Source organism: Pseudomonas sp. FYR_5 (genome assembly GCF_043106315.1).
GTDB lineage: Bacteria > Pseudomonadota > Gammaproteobacteria > Pseudomonadales > Pseudomonadaceae > Aquipseudomonas > Aquipseudomonas putida_Y.
In genome coordinates, this window is the sequence record NZ_JBICMK010000044.1 from 1 (window position 1) to 24,038 (window position 24,038).

Here is a 24,038-nt window from a genome sequence, read left to right on the forward strand (position 1 = left end):
CGATAGGGCCGCAAAGCGGCCCCATTGGCCCTTCGGTTTGATATAAGATAACGCCCCTCAGATTTCCCAGCCTTGCCTTGCCCCGGAGTTCCCCATGACGGCCCCTGCCGAGCTCTCGCCTACCCTTCAACTGGCCTGCGACCTGATCCGTCGTCCCTCGGTCACCCCCGTCGATGCCGATTGCCAGGCGCAGATGATGAACCGTCTGGGCGCCGTTGGTTTCCAGCTGGAGCCGATGCGCATCGAAGACGTCGACAACTTCTGGGCCACCCACGGCAACCAGGAAGGCCCGGTGCTGTGCTTTGCCGGCCACACCGACGTGGTGCCCACCGGCCCGGTCCAGCAATGGCAGCATGAACCGTTCGAGGCGCTGATCGACGCCGACGGCATGCTCTGCGGTCGTGGCGCCGCCGACATGAAGGGCAGCCTGGCGTCCATGGTCATCGCCAGCGAGCGCTTTGTGCAGGACTACCCGGACCATCGCGGCAAGGTCGCGTTTCTGATCACCAGCGACGAGGAAGGCCCGGCCCACCACGGCACCAAGGCGGTGGTCGAGCGCCTGAAAGCGCGCAACGAGCGCCTGGACTGGTGCATCGTCGGCGAACCGTCCAGCACCACCTTGCTGGGTGACGTGGTCAAGAACGGCCGCCGTGGTTCACTGGGCGCCAAGCTGACCATACGCGGCAAGCAGGGCCATGTGGCCTATCCGCACCTGGCGCGCAACCCGATCCACCTGGCCGCCCCGGCCCTGGCGGAACTGGCTGCCGAGCACTGGGACGAAGGCAACGCGTTTTTCCCGCCAACCAGCTTCCAGATCTCCAACGTCAACTCCGGCACCGGCGCCACCAACGTGGTCCCGGGCGAGCTGACCGCGCTGTTCAACTTCCGCTTCTCTACCGAGTCCACCGTCGAAGGCCTGCAGGCCCGAGTGTCGGCGATTCTCGACAAGCATGAACTGGACTGGTCGGTCGATTGGGCACTGTCGGGCCTGCCATTCCTGACCGAACCAGGCGAGCTGCTCGACGCCGTGGCGGCCAGCATCAAGGGCGTCACCGGTCGCGAAACCCAGCCCTCCACCAGCGGCGGCACCTCCGATGGCCGTTTCATCGCAACCATGGGCACCCAGGTAGTCGAACTCGGCCCGGTCAACGCCACCATCCACCAGGTTGACGAGCGGATCCTTGCCAGCGACCTCGATCTGCTGACCGAAATCTACTACCAGACCCTGGTCCGGTTGCTCGCCTGATGCTTGCCTGCCCGCTTTGCCAGGCGCCGCTGAGCCGGCTCGACAATGGTGTGGTGTGCCCGGCTGGCCACCGCTTCGACCGCGCCCGCCAGGGTTACCTGAACCTGCTGCCGGTGCAGCACAAGAACAGCCGCGACCCCGGTGACAACCAGGCCATGGTCGAAGCACGCCGCGACTTTCTCGACGCCGGCCATTACGCGCCAGTCGCCCGCCGCCTGGCCGAGCTGGCCGCCGAGCGCCAGCCTGGCGCCTGGCTGGACATCGGCTGCGGCGAGGGTTACTACACCGCACAGATCGCCCAGGCCTTGCCGGCCGCCGACGGCTATGCGCTGGACATCTCCCGCGAAGCGGTCAAGCGTGCCTGCCGCCGAGCACCGGCGGTCACCTGGATGGTCGCCAGCATGGCCCGCGTACCGCTGACCGACGCCAGCTGCCAGTTCATCGCCAGCGTTTTCAGCCCGCTGGACTGGGCCGAGGCCAAGCGTTTGCTCAGCCCCGGCGGCGGCCTGATGCGGGTCGGCCCGACCAGCGGCCATCTGATGGAACTGCGTGAAGTGCTCTACGATGAAGTACGCCCTTACGCCGACGACAAGCACCTGGCCCTGGTCCCTGAAGGCATGGCCCATGCCCACAGCGAAACCCTCGAGTTCCGCCTGAGCCTAGCCGCGCCCAAGGCCCGCGCCGACCTGCTGGCCATGACCCCACACGGCTGGCGCGCCAGCGCCGAAAAACGTGCCCGGGTGATCGACCAGCCCGAGCCGTTCGAGGTCACGGTTTCCATGCGTTATGACTATTTCGTGCGCCAAGACTGAGCACACCGGAGCCCTTATGCGTCAACCTGATATCGAGATCTACCTGAAGGACGCCGACGTCGACCACAAGCAGATTGCCGAGTGGCTTGCCCAGGCAATCGGCCCGTGCACTGAATGGAAGCAGAAAGGCCAGACCTTCAAATGCCATGCCGGTAACATTCCGGTCACTTGGTTACCCAAGGCTGTAGGGAAATGGAACAGCCTGTACCTGGAAAGCGACCAGACGCCGTGGGCCGATGACGTTGCCTGCGCCAGGGCTGCATTTGCCGCGCTGGGTGTGGAAGTGCGCTGTGCGCCGGGTGGCTGGGTTGAGGAAGACGGGGAAGAAGATGCCGACCGCTGGGTCCGCATCAGCGCCGACGGTGAGGAGGAAATCACCTGGCGTACATCATGAAACGGCAGCCTTGCTCGTTTCTGTAGGAGCGGGTTTACCCGCGAACACGGGCCATGCCCGTGGCAGCCACCGTGGTGGCTGCTTCGCGGGCAAGCCCGCTCCTACGGCTTGAAACCAGAGGCTCAGAGGCCCACTACGTCTTCGGCTTGCAGGCCTTTCTGGCCCTGCACGCAGGCGTACTCCACCCGCTGCCCTTCGACCAGGGTACGATGCCCCTCACCGCGAATCGCCCGATAGTGGACGAACACATCTGCACCACCTTCGCGCTGAATGAAGCCGTAACCCTTGGCATCGTTGAACCACTTTACATTCCCAGTCTCACGAGACGACATCTGAACTACTCCGGATTTTTATTGTGAAGATCGCCTTGCAGGCATGAGGTCACCTGCCCCATGCCAACGCCGCTTGCCGAAATATCCTGCAAGTGGCAGGCCGAGTATATGACACAGAACAAAAAAAATTGATGACGGCCCCGCTGTTGGCCGAATTTTGCTGAACTTACGCCGATACGGCAGACTAAATAGCAGGATACTCACCTGATAATCACACCCAGGGCACACACCCCATGACCCGTTCCCCCCTGCGCCGCCTGATCTTCGGCGGCCTGCGTCGCCTGTTGTACCTGTGGGTGCGCTCCGAGACCATCAACCAGTCTTCCATGACCCTCAACCTGGACCGCAGTCGGCCGGTGTTCTATGCGCTGCCCTCGCCCGCGCTCACCGACCTGGCCGTGCTCGACCACGAGTGCACCAAGGCGGGGCTGCCGCGCCCGGTGCTGCCGGTAGCCGTCGGCCCACTGCAGGAACCCGCCGCGTTCTTCTACCTGACCCCCGACCCGGACTGGCTCGGCCGGCAGGACAAAAGTGGCGCCCCGCCCACGCTCGAGCGCCTGGTGGCTGCCGTCAGCCAGCATGCCGAAGAAGATGCGCAGATCATTCCTGTCAGCGTGTTCTGGGGCCAGACCCCGGCCAGCGAGTCCAGCCCCTGGAAGCTGCTGTTCGCCGACAGCTGGGCGGTAACCGGGCGCCTGCGCCGGCTGCTGACCGTACTGATCCTCGGGCGCAAGACCCGGGTACAATTCTCCGCGCCAATCCACCTGCGCGAACTGGTGCAGCACAACAAAGGCCACGAGCGCACCGTGCGCATGGCCCAGCGCCTGATGCGCGTGCACTTTCGCAACCTCAAGACTGCTGTCATCGGCCCGGACATCTCGCACCGACGCACCCTGGTCAAAGGCCTGGTCCATGCTCCGCAAGTGCGCCAGGCGATTGCCGACGAAGCGCAGCGCGAGAACCTGCCGCTGGCCAAAGCCGAGGCCCAGGCACTGCGCTACGGCAACGAGATAGCCTCGGACTACACTTACACCGCCATCCGCTTCCTCGAAGTGGTGCTCAGCTGGTTCTGGAACAAGATCTACGACGGCATCAAGGTCAACCACATCGAACAGGTGCAGGGTATCGCCCCTGGCCATGAAGTGATCTACGTGCCGTGCCACCGCAGCCACATCGACTACCTGCTGCTGTCGTACCTGCTGTTCCGCAACGGCCTCACCCCGCCGCACGTGGCGGCGGGCATCAACCTCAACATGCCGGTGGTGGGTAACCTGCTGCGCCGTGGCGGCGCCTTCTTCATGCGCCGCACGTTCAAGGGCAACCCGCTTTACACGGCAGTGTTCAACGAGTACCTGCACACGCTGTACACCAAGGGTTTCCCGGTCGAGTACTTCGTCGAAGGCGGCCGCTCGCGCACCGGGCGCATGTTGCAGCCGCGCACCGGGATGCTGGCCATTACCCTGCGCAGCTTCCTGCGTTCGTCGCGTACACCAATCGTGTTCGTGCCGGTGTACATCGGCTACGAGCGCGTGCTCGAAGGCCGTACCTACCTGGGCGAACTGCGCGGCGCCAGCAAGAAGAAGGAGTCGGTGTTCGACATCTTCAAGGTGTTCGGCGCACTCAAGCAGCGCTTTGGCCAGGTCTACGTCAACTTCGGCGAACCCATCCGCCTGGCTGGTTTCCTCGACCAGCAGCAGCCCGGCTGGCGTGACCAGGATCACGGTCCGCAGTACCGTCCGGACTGGCTCAACGCTACCACCGCTCGCCTGGGAGAAACCGTGGCCCGTCACCTCAACGAGGCAGCCGCCATCAACCCGGTCAACCTGGTGGCCCTGGCACTGCTGTCCACCAGCCGCCTTGCCCTGGACGAACGCGCCCTGACCCGCGTACTCGACCTGTACCTGGCGCTCCTGCGCCAAGTGCCCTACTCGCCGCACACCACCCTGCCCGAGGGCGACGGCCAGGCATTGATCGAACATGTACGCAGCATGAACCTGGTGGCCGAGCAGAAGGACGCCCTGGGCCGCATCCTCTATCTGGATGAAGGCAATGCGGTACTGATGACCTATTACCGCAACAACGTGCTGCACATCTTCGCCCTGCCGGCGCTGCTGGCCAGCTTCTTCCTCAGCAGTTCACGCATGAGCCGCCAACTGCTGGGCCAGTATGTGCACGCGCTTTACCCCTACCTGCAGGCCGAACTGTTCCTGCGCTGGACACCAGAACAGCTGGACGAGGTCATCGACCAATGGCTGGTCGCGTTGGTGGAACAGGGCCTGCTGCGCCAGGACAACGACCTGTACGTGCGCCCGGCGCCCAGCTCGAGGCAGTTCGTTTTGCTGACCCTGCTTGCCCGCACCATCACCCAGACCCTGCAGCGCTTCTACATGGCCACCTCGCTGCTGATCAACAGCGGGCAGAACAGCCTGAGCGCCGAAGCGCTGGAAGACTTGTGCGTGATGATGGCCCAGCGCCTGTCGATCCTGCATGGTTTGAACGCGCCGGAGTTCTTCGACAAGACGCTGTTCCGCCACTTCATCCAGACCTTGCTCGAGCAAGGCGTGCTGCACGCCGACGCTCAAGGCAAGCTGGGTTATCAGGACAAGCTCGGCGAGCTGGCCGAGGGCGTGGCCAAGCGTGTGCTGTCGGCCGAGCTGCGCCTGTCGATCCGCCAGGTGGCCCTGCACCGTGACGACGGGCTGGAAACTTCGGCACTCTAACGGTTCATCGGTCGGGAAAATCCGCTAAAGTCCCTGGGGTTGGCCACAAGCCAGCTCCAAGGACACCGGAGATTCCATGAAAAAGCTCTTTATGCTGTGTTGCGCATCCCTGCTTGCAGCCTGTTCCAGCCAAACCCCACACAGCCAGGCCAGCCTGGACGGTGAAGTCTTCTACCTGCAGCGCATTGCCCTGCCGCCTGCCGCCACCCTGAGCGTGGAACTGCAGGATGTGTCGCTGATGGACGCCCCTGCCGTAACCCTGGCGCGCCAGGCCGGCCCGGTCAAAGGCAACGTACCACTGCCGTTCCATCTCACCTATGACCCCGCGCAGGTCAAGCCTGGCCACCGCTATGCGGTGAGCGCGCGCATCGAGCTGAATGGCAAGTTGCTGTTCATCAATACCGAACACCACGCTGTCGCGCTCGATGGCAGTGACCCGCAATCTGTACGCATCAAGGTAGACCAGGTTCGCTGATACCCGTACTCATCCGTTTACAAGGAAAGCTTCATGATCCGCACTTCCCTGCGCTTCACCACCCTGTGCGCCGGCCTGCTGCTGTCGGCCAGTGCCCTGGCCCTGTCGCTCGGCGACCTCAGCCAGAAAGACGCCACCGGCGGCCTGAAGGACGCCCTGACCCAAGGTGCGCAACTGGCCGTCAAGCAACTGAGTGCCCCAGGCGGCTTCAGCAACAACCCGGACGTGCGCATCGAGCTGCCAGGCAACCTGGGCAAAGCTGCCAAGGCGATGAAAATGTTCGGCAAGGGTGAACAGGTCGAAGCCCTGGAAACCAGCATGAACAAGGCCGCCGAGGCTGCCGTGCCGCAGGCCCAGGCGATTTTGGTGGATGCCGTGAAGAACATGAGCGTGACCGATGCCAAGGGCATCCTCAGCGGCGGTGACGACTCGGCCACCCAGTACCTGAACAAGAGCAGCCGCGAGCAGATCCGCGCCAAGTTCCTGCCAATCGTCAAGCAGGCCACCGACAAGGTCGGCGTGGCCCAGCAGTACAATGCCTTCGCTGCCCAGGCCAAAGGCCTGGGGCTGGTCAAGGATGACGCCAATATCGAGAACTACGTGACCGAGAAGGCGCTGGATGGCCTGTTCGAGATGATCGGCAAACAGGAGCAGAGCATTCGCCAGAACCCGGCAGCCGCGGCTACCAGCCTGGCCAAGAAGGTCTTCGGCGCGCTGTAGGAGCGGGTTCACCCGCGAAAGGGCCGGGCCTGCTGGCCAATTTTCACCAGCCGCTCACCGTTGCTGCCGCCACCGTATTCGCAGGTAAACCCGCTCCTACACGGCGGCGGGGTTGGACACAGGCCGTTGTAGGAGCGGCCTTCAGCCCTTCTTCACCCTGAACCACGCCGCATACAACGCCGGTAGGAACAGCAGTGTAAGCACCGTGGCCACGATCAGCCCACCCATGATCGCCACCGCCATCGGTCCATAGAACACACTACGTGACAACGGGATCATGGCCAGCACCGCCGCCAGCGCGGTCAGCACGATCGGCCGGAAGCGCCGCACCGTAGCCTCGATGATCGCCTGCCAGCGCTCCATCCCCGCTGCGATGTCTTGCTCGATCTGGTCCACCAGGATCACCGAATTGCGCATGATCATCCCCGCCAGGGCAATGGTGCCGAGCATGGCGACAAAGCCGAACGGCTGGCGGAACACCAGCAGGAACAGGGTCACACCAATCAGCCCCAGCGGCGCGGTGAGGAACACCATCACCGTGCGCGAGAAACTGCGCAGCTGGATCATCAGCAAGCTCAGCACTACCACGACGAACAGTGGCATGCCGGCATTCACCGATTTCTGCCCACGCTCGGAGTCCTCCACTGTGCCGCCCACCTCCAGCAGATAGCCATCGGGCAGCTTGGCGCGGATGTCCTGCAGGGTCGGCAGAATCTGTTTCACCAGCGTCGCCGGCTGCTCCTGGTCGTAGATATCGGCACGCACGGTCACCGTCGGCAAGCGGTTGCGGTGCCAGATAATGCCTTCTTCAAAGCCGTACTCCAGGGTCGCCACCTGCGACAGCGCCACGCTCTGGCCATTGTCGGTGGGCAACGCCAGGCTACCCAGGTTGCCCAGCTCACTGCGTTCCTGGGGGGTACCGCGCAGCAGGATCTCGATCAGCTCGTTGTCCTCGCGGTACTGGCTGACCGTGGTGCCGATCAGCGAGCTTTGCAGGAAGCTCGCCAGGTGCGCGGTGCTCACACCCAGCGCCCGGGCGCGGTCCTGGTCGATTTCGAGGAACACCGCCTTGCTGGGTTCCTCCCAGTCCAGATGCACGTTCACCACATGCGGGTTCTCGCGCACTTTGTCAGCCACTTCACGGGCCAGTGCACGGGCCTTCTCGATATGCTCGCCAGTGACCCGGAACTGCACCGGGTAGCCCACGGGCGGGCCGTTTTCCAGGCGCGTGACCCGGGCACGCAGGTCGGGGAACTGCTGGTCCACAGTGCTGATCAGCCAACTGCGCAGGCGCTCGCGGTCTTCCATCGACTTGGCCAGCACCACGAACTGGGCAAAGCTGGCTGCCGGCAGTTGCTGGTCCAACGGCAGGTAGAAGCGCGGCGAACCGGTGCCCACATAGGCCACGTAGTTGTCGATACCGTCCTGCTGCTTGAGCAGCGCCTCCAGCTGCTTGACCCGCTCGGCGGTATTGGCCAGCGAGGCGCCTTCGGCCAGCTTCAGGTCAACCATCAGCTCCGGGCGCCCGGAAGCCGGGAAGAACTGCTGGGGTACGAAGCGGAACAGCAGGATGCTGCCGACAAAGGCAGCGATGGTCAGCAGGATTACCGTCTTGCGCCGCCGTACGCACCACTCCACCAGCCGTCGCACGCGCTGGTAGAACGGGGTGGCGTATGGGTCTGGCGCATGGCCGTCCTTGCCATGGCGCGCGGCATGCAGCTTGGCCAGGTCGGGTAACAGGCGCTCGCCCAGGTAAGGCACGAACACCACGGCCACCACCCACGAGGTCAGCAGAGCGATGGTTACCACCTGGAAGATCGACCGGGTGTATTCGCCCGTGCTGGAGGCCGCGGTGGCAATCGGCAGAAAACCTGCTGCCGTGATCAGCGTGCCGGTAAGCATCGGGAAGGCCGTACTAGTCCAGGCATAGCTGGCCGCCTTGAGCCGGTCGTAGCCCTGCTCCATCTTGATCGCCATCATCTCCACGGCAATGATCGCGTCATCCACCAGCAAGCCCAGGGCCAGCACCAGTGCGCCGAGGGAAATCTTGTGCAGGCCGATGCCGAAGTAATGCATGGCGGCAAAGGTCATGGCCAACACCAGCGGAATGGCCAGCGCCACCACCAGGCCGGTGCGCAGGCCCAGCGAGAAGAAGCTCACCAGCAGCACAATGACCAGCGCCTCGACCAGCACCTGGACGAACTCCCCCACGCCAGCCTTCACCGCCGCCGGTTGATCCGAGACCTTGCGCAGCTCCATGCCGGCCGGCAGGCTGTGCGCCAGGCGCTCGAACTCGCCTTCCAGGGCCTTGCCCAGCACCAGGATGTCACCACCGTCTTTCATCGACACTGCCAGGCCAATGGCATCCTCGCCCATGAAGCGCATGCGTGGTGCGGGTGGGTCGTTGAAGCCACGGTGCACCTCGGCGACATCGCCAATCCGGAAGGTGCGATCACCCACGCGAATGGGGAACTGGCGGATCTGCTCGACGCTGTCGAAACGCCCGCTCACCCGCAGATGCAGGCGCTCGCTGGGCGTCTCGAAGAAACCGGCGGTGCTCACCGCGTTCTGCTCTTGCAACGCCTTCTGCACAGCTTCCAGGGGCACCCCGAGGGTCGCCAGCTTGAGGTTGGACAGCTCGATCCAGACTTTCTCGTCCTGCAGGCCGATCAGCTCGACCTTGCCCACATCCTTGACCCGCTGCAGCTGGATCTGGATACGGTCGGCGTAGTCCTTGAGCAGCGCATAATCGAAACCCTCACCAGTCAGCGCATAGATATTGCCGAAGGTAGTGCCGAACTCGTCATTGAAGAACGGGCCCTGGATCTCCGGTGGCAAGGTATGACGAATGTCCGCAACCTTCTTGCGGATCTGGTACCACAGCTCAGGGATGTCTTGGGAATGCAGCGAGTCGCGGGCCATGAAAGTGACCTGCGATTCACCGGGGCGAGAGAACGAGACAATCTTTTCGTACTCGCCGGTTTCCATCAGCTTCTTCTCGATGCGCTCGGTCACCTGGCGCGACACTTCTTCGGCGCTGGCGCCTGGCCACAGGGTGCGGATGACCATGGCCTTGAAGGTGAATGGCGGGTCCTCGCTCTGGCCAAGCTTGGTGTACGACATGGCGCCAATGGCGGCCAGCAGGATCATCAGGAACAGGACGATCTGGCGGTTGCGCAGCGCCCAGGCAGAAAGGTTGAAACCCATCGGGACTTACTCCTTGGCCGCCAGGTTCACTACACGGTTGCTGCGGTCCACGGGGCGTACCTCCTGGCCCTCGCGCAGTACATGGCCACCAGCGGCAACCACCCAGTCACCCGGGTCCAGGCCTTCGAGCACCGGCACACTGTCGCTGCCATATGCCCCCAGCCGCACGGTCGCCCGCTCCAGGCGGCTTTCCTTGTTCACCCGCCAGACATAGGCCTGACCGTTTTCCGCAGTCACTGCCGACAGCGGTACCGACAGCGGGATCAGCCCATCCTTGGCGATGAACACCCGGGCGCTCTGGCCCAACTCAGCCGGAACGGCGGCCGTGGTAAAGGCGACGCGCGCCGCGAACGTGCGCGAGCGCGGGTCGGCAGCCGGTGACAGCTCGCGAATGCGCCCCTGGAAACGTGCCTGCGGGTGCGACCACAGCTCCACGCTCACCGGTTGGCCCACAGCGAAGCGAGCGAACTGCTGTTCCGGCAGGCCGATGACCACTTCTCGCTCGCCATCGGCGGCGAGGGTAAACACGGTCTGCCCGGCGGCGACCACCTGGCCCACTTCAACCTGGCGCTTGGCGATCACCCCGGCCTGCGGCGCACGCAATACGGCATATTCGGCCTGGTTGCCAGCCACATCGAACTCGGCTTTGGCCTGCTTCAGACGGGCAAGGCCTGCGCGGTAGAGGTTTTCGGCATTGTCGTACAGGGAATGGCTGACCATCTGCCGCTCCAGCAGCTTCTGGTAGCGGTCGCGCTCGGCGCGCACCAGCGACAGATTGGCCTGCGCAGCGGCCACCCGGGCGCGGTTGGCTTCCAGCTGCAGATGCACGTCCTGCGGGTCCAGTTCGGCCAGCGGCTGGTCGGCCTTGACCCGCTGCCCTTCCTCGACCAAACGGTTGCTGACCTTGCCGCCAATGCGGAAGGCCAGCTCCGGTTCGAAACGCGCACGCACCTCACCGGGGTAACTGTCGGCAGCGGCTTCGGCCGGCTGTGGCTGAACCACCAGTGCCGGGCGCGGTGCTGCGGGTGGGGCGGCTTCCTGGCCACACGCCGCCAGAAGCAGGGCAGCAGCGGCGGGCAGAGCGATGGACAAGGCATGGCGCAACATGATGAATCCTTTCGCGGAGTGCACATTTAATATTTGTACTGACGGGTATATTAAGTCAGTGAAAGGATGGCGGGAAGGGTGCGCGCTGGTTTTTCAAGCGTGCGGTGAGCAGGTAATGCAGCCTGGCTTTCGCCGGATGGCGCCTGACCCGTTAAGATGGTGATCCTTCAACCAGATGCAGACCACAATGTCCAACGACGCACCCATCGGCCCGGGCCGGCCCAAGGACCTGGCCAAGCGCGAGGCGATCCTCGAAGCGGCCAAGACGCTGTTCCTCAGCCTTGGCTACGCCAACACCAGCATGGATGCGGTCGCTGCGGCGGCAGGTGTTTCAAAGCTCACCGTGTACAGCCACTTCACCGACAAGCAGACCCTGTTCTGCTCGGCGGTCATGGCCACCTGCCAGATCCAGTTGCCTGACCTGCTGTTCGAGTATCCCGAGGGGGTACCGGTGGAAGAAGTGCTGCTGACCATTGCCCGCAACTTCCAGGCGCTTATCAGCAGTGACGAAGCGATCAAGCTCAGCCGCCTGATCATGGCCCAGGGCAGCCTGGACCCGAGTTTTGGCGAGTACTTCTACGAGGCCGGGCCCAAGCGCGTGCTGGCCGGGATGGAAGCCCTGCTGCGCGGGGCCCACGAGCGCGGGCTGCTGCGCATCGACAACCCATTGAGGGCGGCGGAGCACTTCTTCTGCCTGGTCAAGGGGGCGCCAGATTACCGCTTGCTGCTGGGTTGTGCGGGGCCGCTGGAGGGGGATGAGGCCGAGGCGCATGTGCGAGAGGTGGTAGCAGTATTCTTGCGGGCTTTCCACCCTGAAAACACCTATCACGTCCCCCTGTAGGAGCGGGTTTACCCGCGAAAGGGCCGGGTCTGCCGGCCAATTTCTACCAGCCGTTCACCGTTGCTGCCGCCACCATATTCGCGGGTAAACCCGCTCCTACACACTGATCGATGTTGGACACAGGCCATTATAGGGGGCCTTGTGTCGCGATAGAGGCGCACAACGGGCCATATTCGCCAATCAGCCGAACCTGTTTAACCAATGCGCCTACCTAGCATTTCTGCCAGTAGCCAAACAGAAAAACTCCCGGTAGGTTCATATCTAACTCATTAACATGAACGCATCACCATGCCAGCGCACACACTGATTTTTTTCTATAAGGATAATAAGCTTTCAACCTGGCATACAGGGAGTACTCACCAGACATTGCTCAGCGCCAATAACCGGAATCTAAGCGAATCGACAAATACCCCTCCACAAGTACGTCTATTGGCCACCGACGCACAAGAATCAACAGTCAGCATTGGCTCGAAAAGCCAGAGGAACATTAACTACAGCCCTTACGGCAATGACAATTGCCCGCCTACCAACCCCTTACTATCTCGATTCACAGGCCAGAGCTGGTTACCCTCTGCCATAGGTTACTTGCTAGGTAATGGTCACCGTCTGTTCAATTCAAGACTGATGCGCTTTCACAGTGCGGACAGCTTTTCCCCGTTCGGAAAAGGTGGTCTCAATGCCTATGCCTATTGCGGTAACGACCCCATCAACAGAGTGGACCCTAGCGGCAGATTTTTCGGAAGGCTGTACAAAAAGCTCAATGGTGGCTATTCATACAAGAAGCTTGCTCCACGTCTGGATGAGCGCAGACCTAACCTATCTAGAAATGAATACAATAAGCTCTCAAAATCCATCAGCAAGCGCCAACTCAGATCTGAAAAAAAACTAGAACTTGGACTTAAATATGACGATCCTCATATAACGGAAAATGCGCTCCAAGAATTAAGCACGCTTGATCGGCAACACGCAACATTGAAAAAGTTGTCAGCTGACCAGAACGGTCGTTTTAACTTTACACTTACTCAAGAGCTACATGGTGAAATTCCAGTCTACTCCGGCCCTAGCCGTAAAACCGCTGAAGATATACTTGGCGGCCCTTCAACCATTGACCCTTCAATCCCGGAAGACTTTGTAGACCAAGAGTTGAAAGAACGCCTGAGGCGCCTGCGTGGAGACTAGGCCTTCAACGCCTTCTTCGGATAAATGTCATAGCGGCTCGACTTACCCTCAAGGCTATGGCTCGGCTTCGGCCCGTCGATGGTCGGCGCCTTGCGCGGGCGCTTCACCACCACCCGGTGGCTGGCCAGCGCCAGGGCGGCTTCGAGCAGGGCCGGGGCATCCAGGTCATCGCCCACCAAAGGCCGGAACACGCGCATTTCCTTTTTCACCAGGGCGCTCTTGTCGCGGTGCGGGAACATCGGGTCGAGGTAGATCACCTGCGGCGCCTCCCCTTCCCAGGCGCGCATGCGCTCGATGGCGTTGCCGGTCAGCAGGCGCATGCGCCCGACAATCGGGCCCACTTCTTCGTCCGCTCGCGCCCGCGCCAGGCCGTCCTCCAGCAGCGCGGCAATGAGCGGCTGGCGCTCGATCAGGGTCATCTGGCAGCCAAGGCTGGCCAGCACGAACGCGTCCTTGCCCAGCCCCGCCGTGGCATCCAGCACCTGCGGCCGGATACCTTGGGCAATGCCCACGGCCTTGGCGATCATCTGCCCGTTGCCACCGCCAAACTGGCGGCGATGCGCAGCCTGGCCTTCGACGAAGTCCACGCGCACCGGCCCGGGCGCCTGCGGGCCCAGTTGCTGAATCTGCAAGCCGTCGGCGCCCACCTGCACAGCGAAGCCGGCGGTATCGTCCTGCAGCGGCAGGCCCAGGCGTTCAGCCCACGCCCTGGCCTGTTGCGCATACTCAGCTGTCATTGCCTCGACCCTGATACCCGTGCCTTGCTCTTCCATCGTTCACACCCGAAAAATCAAACCAAGCCCTTAATGAATCGGCAACCACGGCCGATACAGGCAATATCCCGCTATTCTGCCAGAGCACAGCGCGCACGACTGCCATGTCAGATACTCTTCCCATCGGCTTGACCTATTTGTCGCCTGTCGGCAACTACAGTCAGCACAACACCCAGGCACTTGGGGGCGTCAGCCACCTGTGGCAGGATTTCTTTGCCCGGGCCATGGCCGAGCGGCAGGAAGAGCCCGTAGACGGCGTCAGCCAGTCGTTCGTGCAGTACGATCAGGACAGCGGCGAACCCATCGGCGGGGCCCGTGCCCTGGCCCTGATCGACGCCCAGCGCGCCTGCCCGGTGCAAGACACCGTGGTGGCACCGCCCGAGCCGCTTTTCCTGCCCAAGGCCGAGCTCGAGGCCAAGCTGCTGCCACCCGCGCCCGAGCCGTTCAGCGCCATTGAACTGATCGAGCAGCAGCGTCAGCTCGACATCAACAACAGCTGGCTGCGTCCGGTGGTAATGAGCCAGGGCCAGCCCATTGCCGAGCCTGGCCCGGGCCCCACACCACGGTCATTGTTCCTGCCCATTGCCGAGTTCGAGACCAACCTGCTGGACCCGGCGCCCGAACCGTTCGACGAAGCCACCCTGGCCAAGCAGCAGAATGACCTGGAGTTCGACATCCACTGGGCGCGCCCAGTGGTGCTGAACAACGTGCGCGCGTACGCCTGAAGCTAACGACAGATCTGCCAGCGCCCCATGTCCAGATGGAAGTGGTTGCGGTGCGCAGCGTTGTAGTCCGGCCCCAGTACCGTGCTGAAGCTCTCGCAAGCTGCCCGCTGCACCCGGTGCAGGAATTCCGCCTTCTGTCCACCTGCCTGCCAGTCACGCGCCAGAATAATGCGCCGGCCGTCCTTCAGGCGAAATCCGCTGATGTCCAGCGCATTGGCCGTGGCGTGCTGGCTCAATCGGCCCTGCTTGCGATGGTAGACATTGCGGCAGGCAAAGCTGCCCAGGTGATCGACCTGCGTCACCGATTGCCCAAACACTTCCTGCGCCGCCGGCTGCAAGCCATGGTTCTCGAACAGTGCATAGGCCACCGCCAGCGGGCAACTGGCCAGAAAGCTGCTGCTCAGCCGCGCCTGGCCGCCCTCGATGCGCCAGACGTTCTGCAGCGGGCAGTTGGCCGACGCCGGGCTGTCGGCTTGTGCCCGGTAACGCAGGTGGCTGGTTTCCAGCGCCTGCCGGCACAGCGCCGGGTCATTGCGCAGGCGCGACAGTTTGTAGGGGGTCAGCAGGTTGGGCGGCTGGCTTACGTCCAGCGGTGCCCAGGGGTTCCACATGGCAGGCAGGCGCCAGCCGAAGTGCCAGGCCAGGCCGGCCACCGTCAGCAGGCCGGCCAATATCGCCAGCAATGCCCGCATCAGCGGCGGAACAGGTCGTTCAGTTGGGCAAACGGCATGGCCTGCTCACCGTAACCGAACGTGCCCTCATCGCGAATTTCCAGCGCGGCTCGGTGAAAGGCCCCGAGTGCAGCACGGGCCAGCGAGGAGCCCACACTGATGCGACGCACGCCCAGGTCCTGCAACTGGTTGACGTTGAGCTGCACGCCCGCCATGCCCATCAGCACATTCACAGGGCGCGGTGCGACTGCCTGCACCACGGCACGGACTTCCTCCACGGTACGCAGCCCCGGGGCGTAGAGCACGTCGGCACCGGCTTCGGCGTAGGCTTGCAGGCGCAAGATCGTGTCATCGAGGTCCATGCGCCCGTGCAGCAGGTTTTCTGCCCGGGCGCACAAGGTGAACGGAAATGGCAGGCCACGCGCCGCCTGCACAGCGGCGCGCACGCGCTCCACGGCCAGCCCGAAGTCATAGATGGGCGCATCACTGCGGCCACTGGCATCTTCGATGGAGCCGCCTACCAGGCCGACTTCGGCGGCACGCAGAATGGTCTGGGCACAGTCTTCGGGCAAATCGCCAAAGCCGTTTTCCAGATCGGCGGCCACCGGCAGCGCGGTGGCATCGACGATCTCGCCGGCATTGTCCAGCGTATCGTCCAGGCTCAAGGCGCCTTCGGCGTCTGGCCGGCCCAGGCTGAAGGCCAGGCCTGCACTGGTAGTGGCCAGTGCCTCGAAACCCAGGCTGGCGAGCAACTTGGCGGAGCCGGCATCCCACGGGTTGGGGATGACGAACGCGCCGTCGCGCTCGTGTAAAGCCTTGAAGGCCTCAGCTCGCAGGGTTTGCACATCCATGGTTCAACCTCCGGCAGTCAGGGAAAGGTCAGAGTAGCCCTAATTGTTCGACCTCAGGGGCGCGCGGCAATTCCGGCAAAGGTGCCAGGCCCGGCAGCCGTGCCATCAGCCGCTGATGGAAACACTGGGCCAGCGCCGCAGCCAGGCGATTGTCCGAGGTGTGCAGGAAGATATAGGGATTGCGGCCTTCTTCGATCCAGGCGGCGACTTTTTCTACCCAAGGGCTGAGGAAGGTGTGGTTGGCCTCCAGTTCCGGATGGCCGATGAAGCGAACCTGAGGGTGCTGGCTGAAGGCTGCCGGACGCGGTGGCACCCTGGGCTTCTTCGACTGCGCATGCAGCACGGCAGGGTCGCGCGAGGTGCAACTGAACAGCGCGCGCGGGTCGAGGCAGATGCGCTCCACGCCGCGTTCGTGCAGCAGGCGATTGAGCAGGCGTTCTTCCTCACCCTTGGCAAAAAAGGCCTGGTTGCGCACTTCCACGGCCACGGGCACGGCGATCTGATCGAGGAAGTGACAAAGCTCACCCAGGCGCGCCGGGCCAAACTGGGCCGGCAACTGCAGCCAGTAGGGTGACACGCGCTGGCCCAGCGGGGCCATCAGCCGGGTGAAGTCGAAGGCAGGCTCAAGCTGGTCACGCAGGTCGCCCTCATGGCTGACATCCCGCGGAAACTTGGCAGTGAAGCGAAAGTGCTCGGGCATGACTTGCGCCCAGCGGGCAATGGTACCGGGCGCGGGACGTGCATAGAAAGTGGTGTTGCCTTCGACGGCGTTGAAGACCTGGCTGTAGAAGCCAAGCATTTGATTACTGCTGGCGTCGGCGGGGTACAGGTAGTCGCGCCAGGCGTTTTCGCTCCACGACGGGCAACCGAGAAAGTATGGCAGTAGTGACGGATTCATCCATCAAATGTACAGGTCGAGCCCCAGTACTTCCATGTCCCAGTCGGTAAAACCGGCAGTGCTCAGGTAGCTGGCCAGTGCGGTGGCGGTGCGGCGGTCACGGGCACGAGGGAAAACCATGTCCTGCTGGCGGGCTGGCAGTCCACCGCCAGGGCGGCGGGCGGCGGTTTCCTGCGGGGCGGCTTCTGCCTCCTCGATCACCTCGGCATCGTCGATGGCCTGGTCACGCACCGCTGCTTTGCGCGAGGTGCGCTTGAGCGGGTAGGACTGCGATGAGAAACCGTCGATACGCATGGCATGAGCACTCAGGACCAATGATGGCAATTTAGCAGCATCAGGGTTCCGTCGCTAATGCTTGAGTGATAACTGGACCACAGATCGCGCAAAAGGTTTTAGTGTGTTCGGCGATAACCGACGAACAGCACTCAGTGCTTCTTGGGCGTGGCTACATTATCGCGCAGATAAACCGGCTGCGCCTGCTCGGCGACGATTGCCTCGCCACGCGCCCAGGCGAAGTTGGCCAGGCTGAGGACGTCCAGGGCATTGGGCAAGGCGCCAGGGTTGCTCGCGGCCACCTGAACCGCCAGGCGCTCGGCATAGCCCCATCCGGTACCGGCACCGAACCACTCGCCATTGCTGCCTGCCGGCAGCGCCACCTGCTCGGGCGGCAGCACGGCTTCACGGCCGACCAGGCGCATTTCGCCCGCCGTGGCCTGGTAGCAACCCCAGTACACTTCATCCATGCGTGCATCAATGGCCGCTGCCACCTGCTGCACGCCATGCTCGCGCAATGCACCCTGGGCCAGTGCGGCCAGGTTGGACACCGGCAGCACCGGGCGTTCGAGGGCAAAGGCCAGGCCTTGCACCACACCGATGGCAATACGCACGCCAGTGAACGCGCCCGGGCCACGGCCAAAGGCAATGGCATCCAGCGCATTCAGTGCCACGCCAGCGTCGGCCAGCAGTTGCTTGATCATCGGCAGCAGCTTCTGGGCATGCATGCGCGGGATCACCTCGTAGTGGCTGGTTACCTTGCCGTCATGCAGCAGCGCGACGGAACAGGCTTCGGTGGCGGTATCCAGGGCCAGCAGGGTGGTCATCGAACGGGTATCCAGGTGCGAATGAAAAAGAGCGGCAGTATAGAGCAGCAGCGGCGTTGTGTCCCGAGGGGGCCGCTGTGCGGCCTACAAACGACAACGGCCCGCAAGCGGGCCGTTTCGAGGTGCGTCAGGCGCCGGTTCAGCTCAGGGCTGCCAGGACCTTGGCGGTGATGGCTTCAACCGAGCCGACACCTTCAATGTGGCTGTACTTCGGCTTGCCGCCATTGGCAGCCGACAGCTTCTGGTAGAAATCCACCAGCGGCTTGGTCTGGCTGTGGTAGACCGACAGGCGATGGCGAACGGTTTCTTCTTTGTCGTCGTCACGCTGGATCAGGTCTTCACCGGTCTCGTCGTCCTTGCCTTCCACTTTCGGCGGGTTGTACTGAATGTGGTAGGTACGGCCCGAGGCCAGGTGCACGCGGCGGCCCGCCATGCGGCCGACGATTTCTTCGTCGTCCACGGCAATTTCAACCACGGCATCAATGTCGACACCGGCAGCGACCATGGCTTCGGCTTGCGGGATGGTGCGTGGGAAGCCGTCGAACAGGCAACCGTTGGCGCAATCAGGCTGAGCGATGCGCTCCTTCACCAGGCTGATGATCAACTCGTCGGAGACCAGCTGGCCTGCATCCATGACTTTCTTCAGCTCCAGGCCCAGCGGGGTGCCGGCCTTGACGGCGGCACGCAGCATGTCACCGGTGGAGATCTGTGGAATACCGAACTTTTCGGTGATGAACTTTGCCTGAGTACCTTTACCGGCCCCGGGAGCTCCCAGCAGAATTACGCGCATCTTGTGCTCCTCAAATTTTTTTATGAAATTCAATGGATTCGGCGACCAGGGCCAAGTCCGGAAAATCGGGTATGACCATAAATCGGTCAGAAGGCTGCTCAAGATACACAGCGCCCGGCAGCCAGACAAGCGTCCCAAAGTTGCAGGAATGCGCCACTTGCGGCTGACCGGGCAGGCGGTTGCGCCAGGCGCAACCACCCTCCCCGTCATTGTGCCGGGCCTGTATGGCACTCGCCAGACACGACCCGGGCTTGCCCTTAGCCGGTGTTGCGCAGCCCAGCGGCAATACCCGCCACGGTCACCAGCAAGGCCTGCTCCAACGGGCTGTCCAGAGCGGCTTCGCGGCTGCGCGAGCGAGCCAGCAACTCTGCCTGCAGGCGGTGCAACGGGTCCAGATAGGTATTGCGCAGGCTAATGAATTCCAGTGTCTCGGGGCTGTGCGCCAGTAGCACCGGCTGCCCGGTCAGGCCCAACACCACCTGGCATGACTGCGACAATAGGTCGCGCAGGTGCGCACCTAAAGGGAGCAAGTGCGGTTGCACCAGACGTTCGTCGTAGGCCTCGGCAATTTGCGCATCGGCCTTGGCCAGCACCATTTCCAGCATGTCGATGCGGGTACGGAAGAACGGCCATTGCTCTCGCATCTGCGCCAGCAACTCACCCTGTCCCCGGGCCAAGGCATTCGTCAGCGCGGTTTCCCAGCCCAGCCAGGCCGGCAGCATCAGCCGGGTCTGGGTCCAGCCGAAGATCCACGGGATGGCGCGCAGGCTTTCGATGCCCCCGGCGCGACGCTTGGCCGGGCGGCTGCCCAGCGGCAGGCGCCCCAGCTCCTGTTCTGGCGTCGACTGGCGGAAGTACTCGACGAAATCGGGATTATCCCGCACCACGCCGCGGTAGGCCTGGACACCATCGGCAGCCAACTGGTCCATCACCTCACGCCAGGCCGGCTGCGGGGGCGGCGGTGGCAACAGCGTGGCTTCAAGCACGGCAGCCAGGTACAGGTTGAGGTTTTGCTCGGCGATGCCCGGCAAGCCGAACTTGAAGCGAATCATTTCACCCTGCTCGGTGGTGCGGAAACGCCCCGCCACCGAACCCGGTGGCTGCGACAGGATCGCGGCATGGGCCGGGCCACCGCCTCGCCCGACCGTACCGCCACGGCCGTGGAACAGCAGCAGCTCGACCTGATGCTCGGCACAGATACGCACCAGGTTTTCCTGAGCCCGGTACTGCGCCCAGGCAGCAGCCGTGGTGCCGGCGTCCTTGGCCGAATCGGAGTAACCAATCATCACTTCCTGCGGGCCGCGCAGGCCCGCACGGTAGCCCGGCAGGCCAAGCAGGCGCTGCATGACCGGGCCGGCGTTGTCGAGGTCGGCCAGGGTCTCGAACAGTGGCACCACACGCATGGGGCGGGTCAGGCCAGCTTCCTTGAGCAACAGTTGCACCGCCAGTACATCCGAGGCGGCGCCCGCCATGGAGATGACGTAAGACCCCAGCGAGGCAGCCGGCGCTGCGGCCACCTCCCTGCAGGTCGCCAGCACTTCGGCGGTGTCCGCTTGCGGCTTGAAATGCGCAGGTAGCAGGGGCCGGCGGTTTTTCAGCTCGGCCTGGAGGAACGCGATGCGTTGCTCCTCATCCCAGTCAGCGTAACGCCCCAGGCCCAGGTAGTCGGTAATCTCGGTCAGCGCATCACGGTGACGGGCAGCGTCCTGGCGCACGTCCAGGCGGCCCAGAAACAGGCCGAAGGTAACCGCGCGACGCAAGCAGTCAAGCAGCGGGCCTTCGGCGATCACGCCCATGCCGCATTCGTGCAACGACTGGTAGCACAGCTCCAGTGGCGCGATCAGGTCGCGGTTGTCCACCAGCACGTCGGCACCGGCTGGTTGGTTGCTGGTCAAGGCCGAATGCGCCCATGCGCGTGTCGCACGCAGGCGGTCGCGCAGTTGCTTGAGCACAGCGCGGTAGGGTTCGGCACTGTCGCCGACTTGTTTGTGCAGGGCGTCGCTGGCCTGCTGCATGGACAACTCGGCGGCCAGTGCATCGATGTCGCGCAGGAACAGGTCGGCGGCCATCCAGCGCGCCAGCAGCAGCACTTCGCGGGTGACGGCAGCGGTCACATTGGGGTTGCCATCCCGGTCCCCCCCCATCCACGAGGCAAAGCGGATCGGCGCGGCCTCCAGCGGCAGGCGCAGGCCAGTGGCCTCCAGCAGGGCCTTGTCGACCTTGCGCAGGTGGCTGGGGATGGCGTGCCACAGCGAATGCTCGATCACTGCGAAACCCCACTTGGCTTCGTCTACCGGCGTAGGCCGGGTGCGGCGGATTTCTTCGGTATGCCAGGCCTCGGCGATCAGCCGGCGCAGGCGTTCGCGCACTTGCTGGCGTTCTGCCGGGGTCAGGTCACGATGGTCCTGTGCGGCCAGTTGGCCGGCGATCGCGTCGTACTTCTGGATCAGCGTGCGGCGGGCCACTTCGGTGGGGTGTGCGGTGAGCACCAGCTGGATATCGAGCTTGGCCAGTTGCCGGGCCAGGGCGTCGTTGCTGTGGCCGGCCTGCTTCAGGCGCCCCAGCAGCTCGGGCAGTACCCGCGCTTCGAAAGGTTCGGGTTGGTCAGCGTCGCGGCGGCGGATCAACTGGTACTGCTCGGCCATGTTGGCCAGGTTGAGGAACTGGTTGAAGGCCCTCGCTACAGGCAGCAGGTCTTCTTCGGCCAGGTCCGCCAGGGTTGAACTCAGTTGCTCACCAGGGCCGCGGCGGTCGGCCTTGGCACTGTGGCGGATGTCCTCGATTTTCTGCAGGAACGCATCGCCATGCTGCTGGCGAATGGTTTCGCCAAGCAGTTCACCCAACACATGGACATCTTCACGCAAACGCACATCGATATCGGTCATTGGCGCTCTCTCCGTTGCATCCCTATCAGCCTCAGCGCGCCCTGTGCAAGCGCGGGTTAACCCGTGAACAACCCAAGGCGGTGCCTGGCACCGGCGTTGCCGGTGTTCGCGGGTAAACCCGCTCCTACAGGGGGGGCGGTATCCCCCAAGAGTGCCCACAGCCGGGCGACGATGGCAAGCCGTGATCGGCCAAACCAAACTAAAGTGAAAGCACAGCACTCCCATGCAGTGCAGCCTTTCCAGGCGTCAACAGAGGTCATCATGAAAATCCGTGAACTCGCCCAGCACTGGGAACAGAATGCCGCCGGTACCCTTAGCCGTACCGGCCATGTCCTGCACCTGGACCTGGAGTCAGAAGCGCGCCTGGCCGCGCTGATCGACATGTACCCCAAGCGCACCGCTGAAGAACTGCTCGGCGAACTGGTCGCAGCCGCCCTTGAAGAATTGGAGGCCAGCTTCCCCTATGTGCAGGGGCGCCAGGTCATCGCTACCGACGAAGAAGGCGACCCGCTGTACGAGGACGTCGGTCCTACGCCGCGCTTTCTCTCCCTGTCCCGCCAGCACCTGCACAACTTGAGCAACGCTACAGTCGACAGCGAAAAATAATCCTGCGCTCCTGCGTTCCGGGCCTGATGAAGGCCCGGAATACAGCTCCAGCCTGAGAAAGTTCCAGGCAAATCGCACTGACCGATCAGTCAGAAATAGTTATCCGATTCCGGCGCTTTTTTCTGAACTATTCGAAAAACGTCCGAGTCGGAGCCAATAGCCATCACGCTAAAACCCTGCACACTGCCCTCGTGCACCGTTGAGCTGAAGCGCGCGGTTTTGTCAGGGATTGAGCGATGGACTGCTACGGACATCGTCGTTATCAGGAGTGATCCAATGGAGCTGACCACCATGAAGACCCGCACTAGCAAACTGTCATCCACTCATGTGCGCGGGTTCAAGCTGGCCGCGCTGGCACTGGGCAGTAGCCTGGTCCTGGCCGGCTGTGCGGGCAATCCGCCCACCGAGCAGTATGCCGTCACCCAGTCCGCCGTGAACTCCGCCGTCAGCGCCGGCGGTACCGAGTTCGCCGCCGTGGAAATGAAGGCGGCTCAGGACAAGTTCAAGCAAGCCGAAATCGCCATGCACGACAAGAAGTACGACGAGGCCAAGCGCCTGGCCCAACAGGCCGAGTGGGATGCCCGCCTCGCCGAACGCAAGGCCCAGGCAGCCAAAGCCCAGAAGGCCGTGCAGGATGCCCGCCAGGGCGTTCAGGACGTACGTGAGGAAGGCCTGCGCAGCGTTCAGTGAGCCCTGCCCCGCCAACCTTAGCCTTCGCACACGATCAAAGGATGAACACTATGCGCAAACACGTCATGATTCCCGCCCTGCTGGCCCTGAGCGTCGGTCTTGCTGCCTGCTCGCACGATCCGAATGCCAATCTGGAAGCGGCCCGCACCAACTTCTCTTCGCTGCAGAGCAACCCGCAAGCGAGCAAGGTCGCGGCACTGGAGACCAAGGACGCCCAGGACTGGCTGAACAAGGCCGACAAGGCCTACATGGACCGTGAAGACGAGAAGAAGGTCGACCAACTGGCCTACCTGACCAACCAGCGCGTCGAAGTGGCCAAGCAGACCATTGCCCTGCGTACCGCCGAAGCTGAACTGAAAAACGCCTCGGCCCAGCGCGCCCAGGCCAAGCTGGATGCCCGCGACGCGCAGATCGCCAAGCTGCAGGACAGCCTCAACGCCAAGCAGACCGACCGCGGAACGCTGGTGACCTTCGGCGATGTACTGTTCGACTTCAACAAGGCCGAACTCAAGAGCAGCGCTTACCCGAATATCACCAAGCTGGCACGGTTCCTCCAGGAAAACCCGGAACGCAAGGTGATCGTCGAGGGCTACACCGACAGCGTCGGCTCGGCCAACTACAACCAGACACTGTCCGAGCGCCGCGCCAACAGCGTGCGCATGGCACTGGTACGTGCCGGGGTAGATCCGGCGCGTATCGTTTCCCAGGGCTATGGCAAGGCGTACCCGGTAGCGGACAACTCGAGCAACTCGGGGCGTGCGCAGAACCGTCGGGTGGAGGTGACCATCTCCAACGACAACCAGCCGGTGGCACCGCGCTCGGTGAGCCAGGCTCAGCAGTAAGGCTGGTTAGCTGAAATGACAAGCCCCGCGATTGATGCGGGGCTTTCTTTTGCCTGTTCTGGCCTCTTCGCGGGCAAGCCCGCTCCCACAGGTACGGCGCCAGTCTCGAGTTTTGCGCGACCCTGTGGGAGCGGGCGTGCCCGCGAAGAGGCGAGTTCAGGCAGCAGGGATAAT

23 protein-coding genes are annotated in these 24,038 nt (G+C 63.4%); 12 read left to right on the forward strand and 11 right to left on the reverse strand.

Annotated elements, in window-relative coordinates; all coding sequences use genetic code 11:
• Window positions 1–94: 94 nt before the first annotated feature.
• From dapE to ACF8RA_RS05545, 3 genes are read left to right on the forward strand one after another with little or no spacing between them, the layout of a single operon-like run.
• Entirely contained in the window at window positions 95–1,246 is a 1,152-nt protein-coding gene (dapE, locus tag ACF8RA_RS05535) for a succinyl-diaminopimelate desuccinylase (RefSeq protein WP_176682747.1), read from the forward strand.
• Complete coding sequence (locus ACF8RA_RS05540) at window positions 1,246–2,058, forward strand: putative RNA methyltransferase (protein WP_003252259.1); 813 nt, start codon at window positions 1,246–1,248, stop codon at window positions 2,056–2,058. The genes dapE and ACF8RA_RS05540 overlap by 1 nt, the downstream gene beginning before the upstream one ends.
• A 16-nt stretch (window positions 2,059–2,074) precedes the next feature.
• Entirely contained in the window at window positions 2,075–2,452 is a 378-nt protein-coding gene (locus ACF8RA_RS05545) for a hypothetical protein (RefSeq protein ID WP_176682746.1), read from the forward strand.
• Between the two features lie 122 nt (window positions 2,453–2,574).
• Here ACF8RA_RS05545 and ACF8RA_RS05550 read toward each other — a convergent pair whose 3' ends face one another.
• Entirely contained in the window at window positions 2,575–2,784 is a 210-nt protein-coding gene (locus tag ACF8RA_RS05550) for a cold-shock protein (RefSeq protein ID WP_003252255.1), read from the reverse strand.
• A 233-nt stretch (window positions 2,785–3,017) separates the two neighbouring features.
• On the opposite strand from ACF8RA_RS05550, the gene plsB reads away from it, so the two are divergent.
• The 3 genes from plsB to ACF8RA_RS05565 all read left to right on the forward strand — a co-directional run bounded on the left by plsB (window position 3,018) and on the right by ACF8RA_RS05565 (window position 6,699).
• Window positions 3,018–5,504, forward strand: a complete 2,487-nt coding sequence (gene plsB / locus ACF8RA_RS05555) for a glycerol-3-phosphate 1-O-acyltransferase PlsB (protein WP_392460516.1) — start codon at window positions 3,018–3,020, stop codon at window positions 5,502–5,504.
• A 76-nt stretch (window positions 5,505–5,580) separates the two neighbouring features.
• Entirely contained in the window at window positions 5,581–5,979 is a 399-nt protein-coding gene (locus ACF8RA_RS05560) for a YbaY family lipoprotein (protein WP_103462968.1), read from the forward strand.
• A gap of 33 nt (window positions 5,980–6,012) precedes the next feature.
• Window positions 6,013–6,699, forward strand: a complete 687-nt coding sequence (locus ACF8RA_RS05565) for a DUF4197 domain-containing protein (RefSeq protein ID WP_274147774.1) — start codon at window positions 6,013–6,015, stop codon at window positions 6,697–6,699.
• Between the two features lie 141 nt (window positions 6,700–6,840).
• Here ACF8RA_RS05565 and ACF8RA_RS05570 read toward each other — a convergent pair whose 3' ends face one another.
• Both ACF8RA_RS05570 and ACF8RA_RS05575 read right to left on the reverse strand, forming a co-directional pair.
• Window positions 6,841–9,906, reverse strand: a complete 3,066-nt coding sequence (locus ACF8RA_RS05570; protein ID WP_176682742.1) for an efflux RND transporter permease subunit — start codon at window positions 9,904–9,906, stop codon at window positions 6,841–6,843.
• Between the two features lie 6 nt (window positions 9,907–9,912).
• A complete protein-coding gene (locus ACF8RA_RS05575; protein ID WP_209963930.1) occupies window positions 9,913–11,013 on the reverse strand; it encodes an efflux RND transporter periplasmic adaptor subunit in 1,101 nt (366 codons plus the stop codon).
• A gap of 175 nt (window positions 11,014–11,188) precedes the next feature.
• Here ACF8RA_RS05575 and ACF8RA_RS05580 point away from each other — a divergent pair, with 175 nt between their 5' ends.
• Together ACF8RA_RS05580 and ACF8RA_RS05585 are read left to right on the forward strand one after the other, a co-directional pair.
• The gene (locus ACF8RA_RS05580) at window positions 11,189–11,854 is read left to right on the forward strand and encodes a TetR/AcrR family transcriptional regulator (RefSeq protein ID WP_176682740.1); all 666 of its coding nucleotides are present in this window, start codon (window positions 11,189–11,191) and stop codon (window positions 11,852–11,854) included.
• Window positions 11,855–12,142: 288 nt separating this feature from the next.
• Window positions 12,143–13,033: an RHS repeat-associated core domain-containing protein gene (locus tag ACF8RA_RS05585; protein ID WP_392518906.1), complete on the forward strand. Its 891-nt coding sequence runs from the start codon at window positions 12,143–12,145 to the stop codon at window positions 13,031–13,033.
• Here the strand turns inward: ACF8RA_RS05585 and ACF8RA_RS05590 are convergent.
• Window positions 13,030–13,806: a class I SAM-dependent methyltransferase gene (locus ACF8RA_RS05590; RefSeq protein WP_176682738.1), complete on the reverse strand. Its 777-nt coding sequence runs from the start codon at window positions 13,804–13,806 to the stop codon at window positions 13,030–13,032. The two genes, ACF8RA_RS05585 and ACF8RA_RS05590, sit on opposite strands and share 4 nt — an antisense overlap.
• A 104-nt stretch (window positions 13,807–13,910) precedes the next feature.
• Here ACF8RA_RS05590 and ACF8RA_RS05595 point away from each other — a divergent pair, with 104 nt between their 5' ends.
• Complete coding sequence (locus ACF8RA_RS05595) at window positions 13,911–14,531, forward strand: energy transducer TonB (protein WP_392518907.1); 621 nt, start codon at window positions 13,911–13,913, stop codon at window positions 14,529–14,531.
• Window positions 14,532–14,533: 2 nt separating this feature from the next.
• Here the strand turns inward: ACF8RA_RS05595 and ACF8RA_RS05600 are convergent, their stop codons facing one another.
• The 7 genes from ACF8RA_RS05600 to ppc form a co-directional block, all read right to left on the reverse strand.
• Window positions 14,534–15,223: an extensin family protein gene (locus tag ACF8RA_RS05600; RefSeq protein WP_176682736.1), complete on the reverse strand. Its 690-nt coding sequence runs from the start codon at window positions 15,221–15,223 to the stop codon at window positions 14,534–14,536.
• Window positions 15,223–16,053 carry an isocitrate lyase/phosphoenolpyruvate mutase family protein gene (locus ACF8RA_RS05605; RefSeq protein ID WP_339442967.1) on the reverse strand — a complete coding sequence of 277 codons (831 nt, stop codon included), beginning with the start codon at window positions 16,051–16,053 and terminating at the stop codon, window positions 15,223–15,225. Before ACF8RA_RS05605 ends, ACF8RA_RS05600 begins: the two co-directional genes overlap by 1 nt.
• A 28-nt stretch (window positions 16,054–16,081) precedes the next feature.
• Window positions 16,082–16,951, reverse strand: a complete 870-nt coding sequence (locus ACF8RA_RS05610; RefSeq protein WP_392518908.1) for a DUF72 domain-containing protein — start codon at window positions 16,949–16,951, stop codon at window positions 16,082–16,084.
• A 3-nt stretch (window positions 16,952–16,954) separates the two neighbouring features.
• Entirely contained in the window at window positions 16,955–17,245 is a 291-nt protein-coding gene (locus ACF8RA_RS05615; protein WP_392518909.1) for a hypothetical protein, read from the reverse strand.
• A 131-nt stretch (window positions 17,246–17,376) separates the two neighbouring features.
• Complete coding sequence (tsaB, locus tag ACF8RA_RS05620) at window positions 17,377–18,051, reverse strand: tRNA (adenosine(37)-N6)-threonylcarbamoyltransferase complex dimerization subunit type 1 TsaB (RefSeq protein ID WP_392518910.1); 675 nt, start codon at window positions 18,049–18,051, stop codon at window positions 17,377–17,379.
• A 139-nt stretch (window positions 18,052–18,190) separates the two neighbouring features.
• The gene (adk, locus tag ACF8RA_RS05625) at window positions 18,191–18,841 is read right to left on the reverse strand and encodes an adenylate kinase (RefSeq protein WP_004575467.1); all 651 of its coding nucleotides are present in this window, start codon (window positions 18,839–18,841) and stop codon (window positions 18,191–18,193) included.
• A gap of 257 nt (window positions 18,842–19,098) precedes the next feature.
• Window positions 19,099–21,726, reverse strand: coding sequence for a phosphoenolpyruvate carboxylase (gene ppc, locus ACF8RA_RS05630; protein ID WP_392514398.1), 2,628 nt, complete (start codon window positions 21,724–21,726; stop codon window positions 19,099–19,101).
• Window positions 21,727–21,987: 261 nt separating this feature from the next.
• On the opposite strand from ppc, the gene ACF8RA_RS05635 reads away from it, so the two are divergent.
• The 3 genes from ACF8RA_RS05635 (at window position 21,988) to ACF8RA_RS05645 (ending at window position 23,864) form a co-directional block, all read left to right on the forward strand.
• Window positions 21,988–22,332 (forward strand): pilin assembly protein, encoded by a 345-nt coding sequence (locus ACF8RA_RS05635; protein WP_176682732.1) that lies wholly within the window; start codon window positions 21,988–21,990, stop codon window positions 22,330–22,332.
• Window positions 22,333–22,608: 276 nt separating this feature from the next.
• Window positions 22,609–23,022, forward strand: coding sequence for a DUF4398 domain-containing protein (locus ACF8RA_RS05640; RefSeq protein WP_020190164.1), 414 nt, complete (start codon window positions 22,609–22,611; stop codon window positions 23,020–23,022).
• Between the two features lie 50 nt (window positions 23,023–23,072).
• Complete coding sequence (locus ACF8RA_RS05645) at window positions 23,073–23,864, forward strand: OmpA family protein (protein ID WP_176682731.1); 792 nt, start codon at window positions 23,073–23,075, stop codon at window positions 23,862–23,864.
• Window positions 23,865–24,038: the final 174 nt, after the last annotated feature.

Bases quoted from the DNA above. Each gene is read 5' to 3' on its own strand.
- dapE (WP_176682747.1), top strand. From the start codon at position 95: ATGACGGCCCCTGCCGAGCTCTCGCCTACCCTTCAACTGGCCTGCGAC.
- ACF8RA_RS05540 (WP_003252259.1), top strand. From the start codon at position 1,246: ATGCTTGCCTGCCCGCTTTGCCAGGCGCCGCTGAGCCGGCTCGACAAT.
- ACF8RA_RS05545 (WP_176682746.1), top strand. From the start codon at position 2,075: ATGCGTCAACCTGATATCGAGATCTACCTGAAGGACGCCGACGTCGAC.
- ACF8RA_RS05550 (WP_003252255.1), bottom strand. From the start codon at position 2,784: ATGTCGTCTCGTGAGACTGGGAATGTAAAGTGGTTCAACGATGCCAAG.
- plsB (WP_392460516.1), top strand. From the start codon at position 3,018: ATGACCCGTTCCCCCCTGCGCCGCCTGATCTTCGGCGGCCTGCGTCGC.
- ACF8RA_RS05560 (WP_103462968.1), top strand. From the start codon at position 5,581: ATGAAAAAGCTCTTTATGCTGTGTTGCGCATCCCTGCTTGCAGCCTGT.
- ACF8RA_RS05565 (WP_274147774.1), top strand. From the start codon at position 6,013: ATGATCCGCACTTCCCTGCGCTTCACCACCCTGTGCGCCGGCCTGCTG.
- ACF8RA_RS05570 (WP_176682742.1), bottom strand. From the start codon at position 9,906: ATGGGTTTCAACCTTTCTGCCTGGGCGCTGCGCAACCGCCAGATCGTC.
- ACF8RA_RS05575 (WP_209963930.1), bottom strand. From the start codon at position 11,013: ATGTTGCGCCATGCCTTGTCCATCGCTCTGCCCGCCGCTGCTGCCCTG.
- ACF8RA_RS05580 (WP_176682740.1), top strand. From the start codon at position 11,189: ATGCAGACCACAATGTCCAACGACGCACCCATCGGCCCGGGCCGGCCC.
- ACF8RA_RS05585 (WP_392518906.1), top strand. From the start codon at position 12,143: ATGCCAGCGCACACACTGATTTTTTTCTATAAGGATAATAAGCTTTCA.
- ACF8RA_RS05590 (WP_176682738.1), bottom strand. From the start codon at position 13,806: ATGGAAGAGCAAGGCACGGGTATCAGGGTCGAGGCAATGACAGCTGAG.
- ACF8RA_RS05595 (WP_392518907.1), top strand. From the start codon at position 13,911: ATGTCAGATACTCTTCCCATCGGCTTGACCTATTTGTCGCCTGTCGGC.
- ACF8RA_RS05600 (WP_176682736.1), bottom strand. From the start codon at position 15,223: ATGCGGGCATTGCTGGCGATATTGGCCGGCCTGCTGACGGTGGCCGGC.
- ACF8RA_RS05605 (WP_339442967.1), bottom strand. From the start codon at position 16,053: ATGGATGTGCAAACCCTGCGAGCTGAGGCCTTCAAGGCTTTACACGAG.
- ACF8RA_RS05610 (WP_392518908.1), bottom strand. From the start codon at position 16,951: ATGAATCCGTCACTACTGCCATACTTTCTCGGTTGCCCGTCGTGGAGC.
- ACF8RA_RS05615 (WP_392518909.1), bottom strand. From the start codon at position 17,245: ATGCGTATCGACGGTTTCTCATCGCAGTCCTACCCGCTCAAGCGCACC.
- tsaB (WP_392518910.1), bottom strand. From the start codon at position 18,051: ATGACCACCCTGCTGGCCCTGGATACCGCCACCGAAGCCTGTTCCGTC.
- adk (WP_004575467.1), bottom strand. From the start codon at position 18,841: ATGCGCGTAATTCTGCTGGGAGCTCCCGGGGCCGGTAAAGGTACTCAG.
- ppc (WP_392514398.1), bottom strand. From the start codon at position 21,726: ATGACCGATATCGATGTGCGTTTGCGTGAAGATGTCCATGTGTTGGGT.
- ACF8RA_RS05635 (WP_176682732.1), top strand. From the start codon at position 21,988: ATGAAAATCCGTGAACTCGCCCAGCACTGGGAACAGAATGCCGCCGGT.
- ACF8RA_RS05640 (WP_020190164.1), top strand. From the start codon at position 22,609: ATGGAGCTGACCACCATGAAGACCCGCACTAGCAAACTGTCATCCACT.
- ACF8RA_RS05645 (WP_176682731.1), top strand. From the start codon at position 23,073: ATGCGCAAACACGTCATGATTCCCGCCCTGCTGGCCCTGAGCGTCGGT.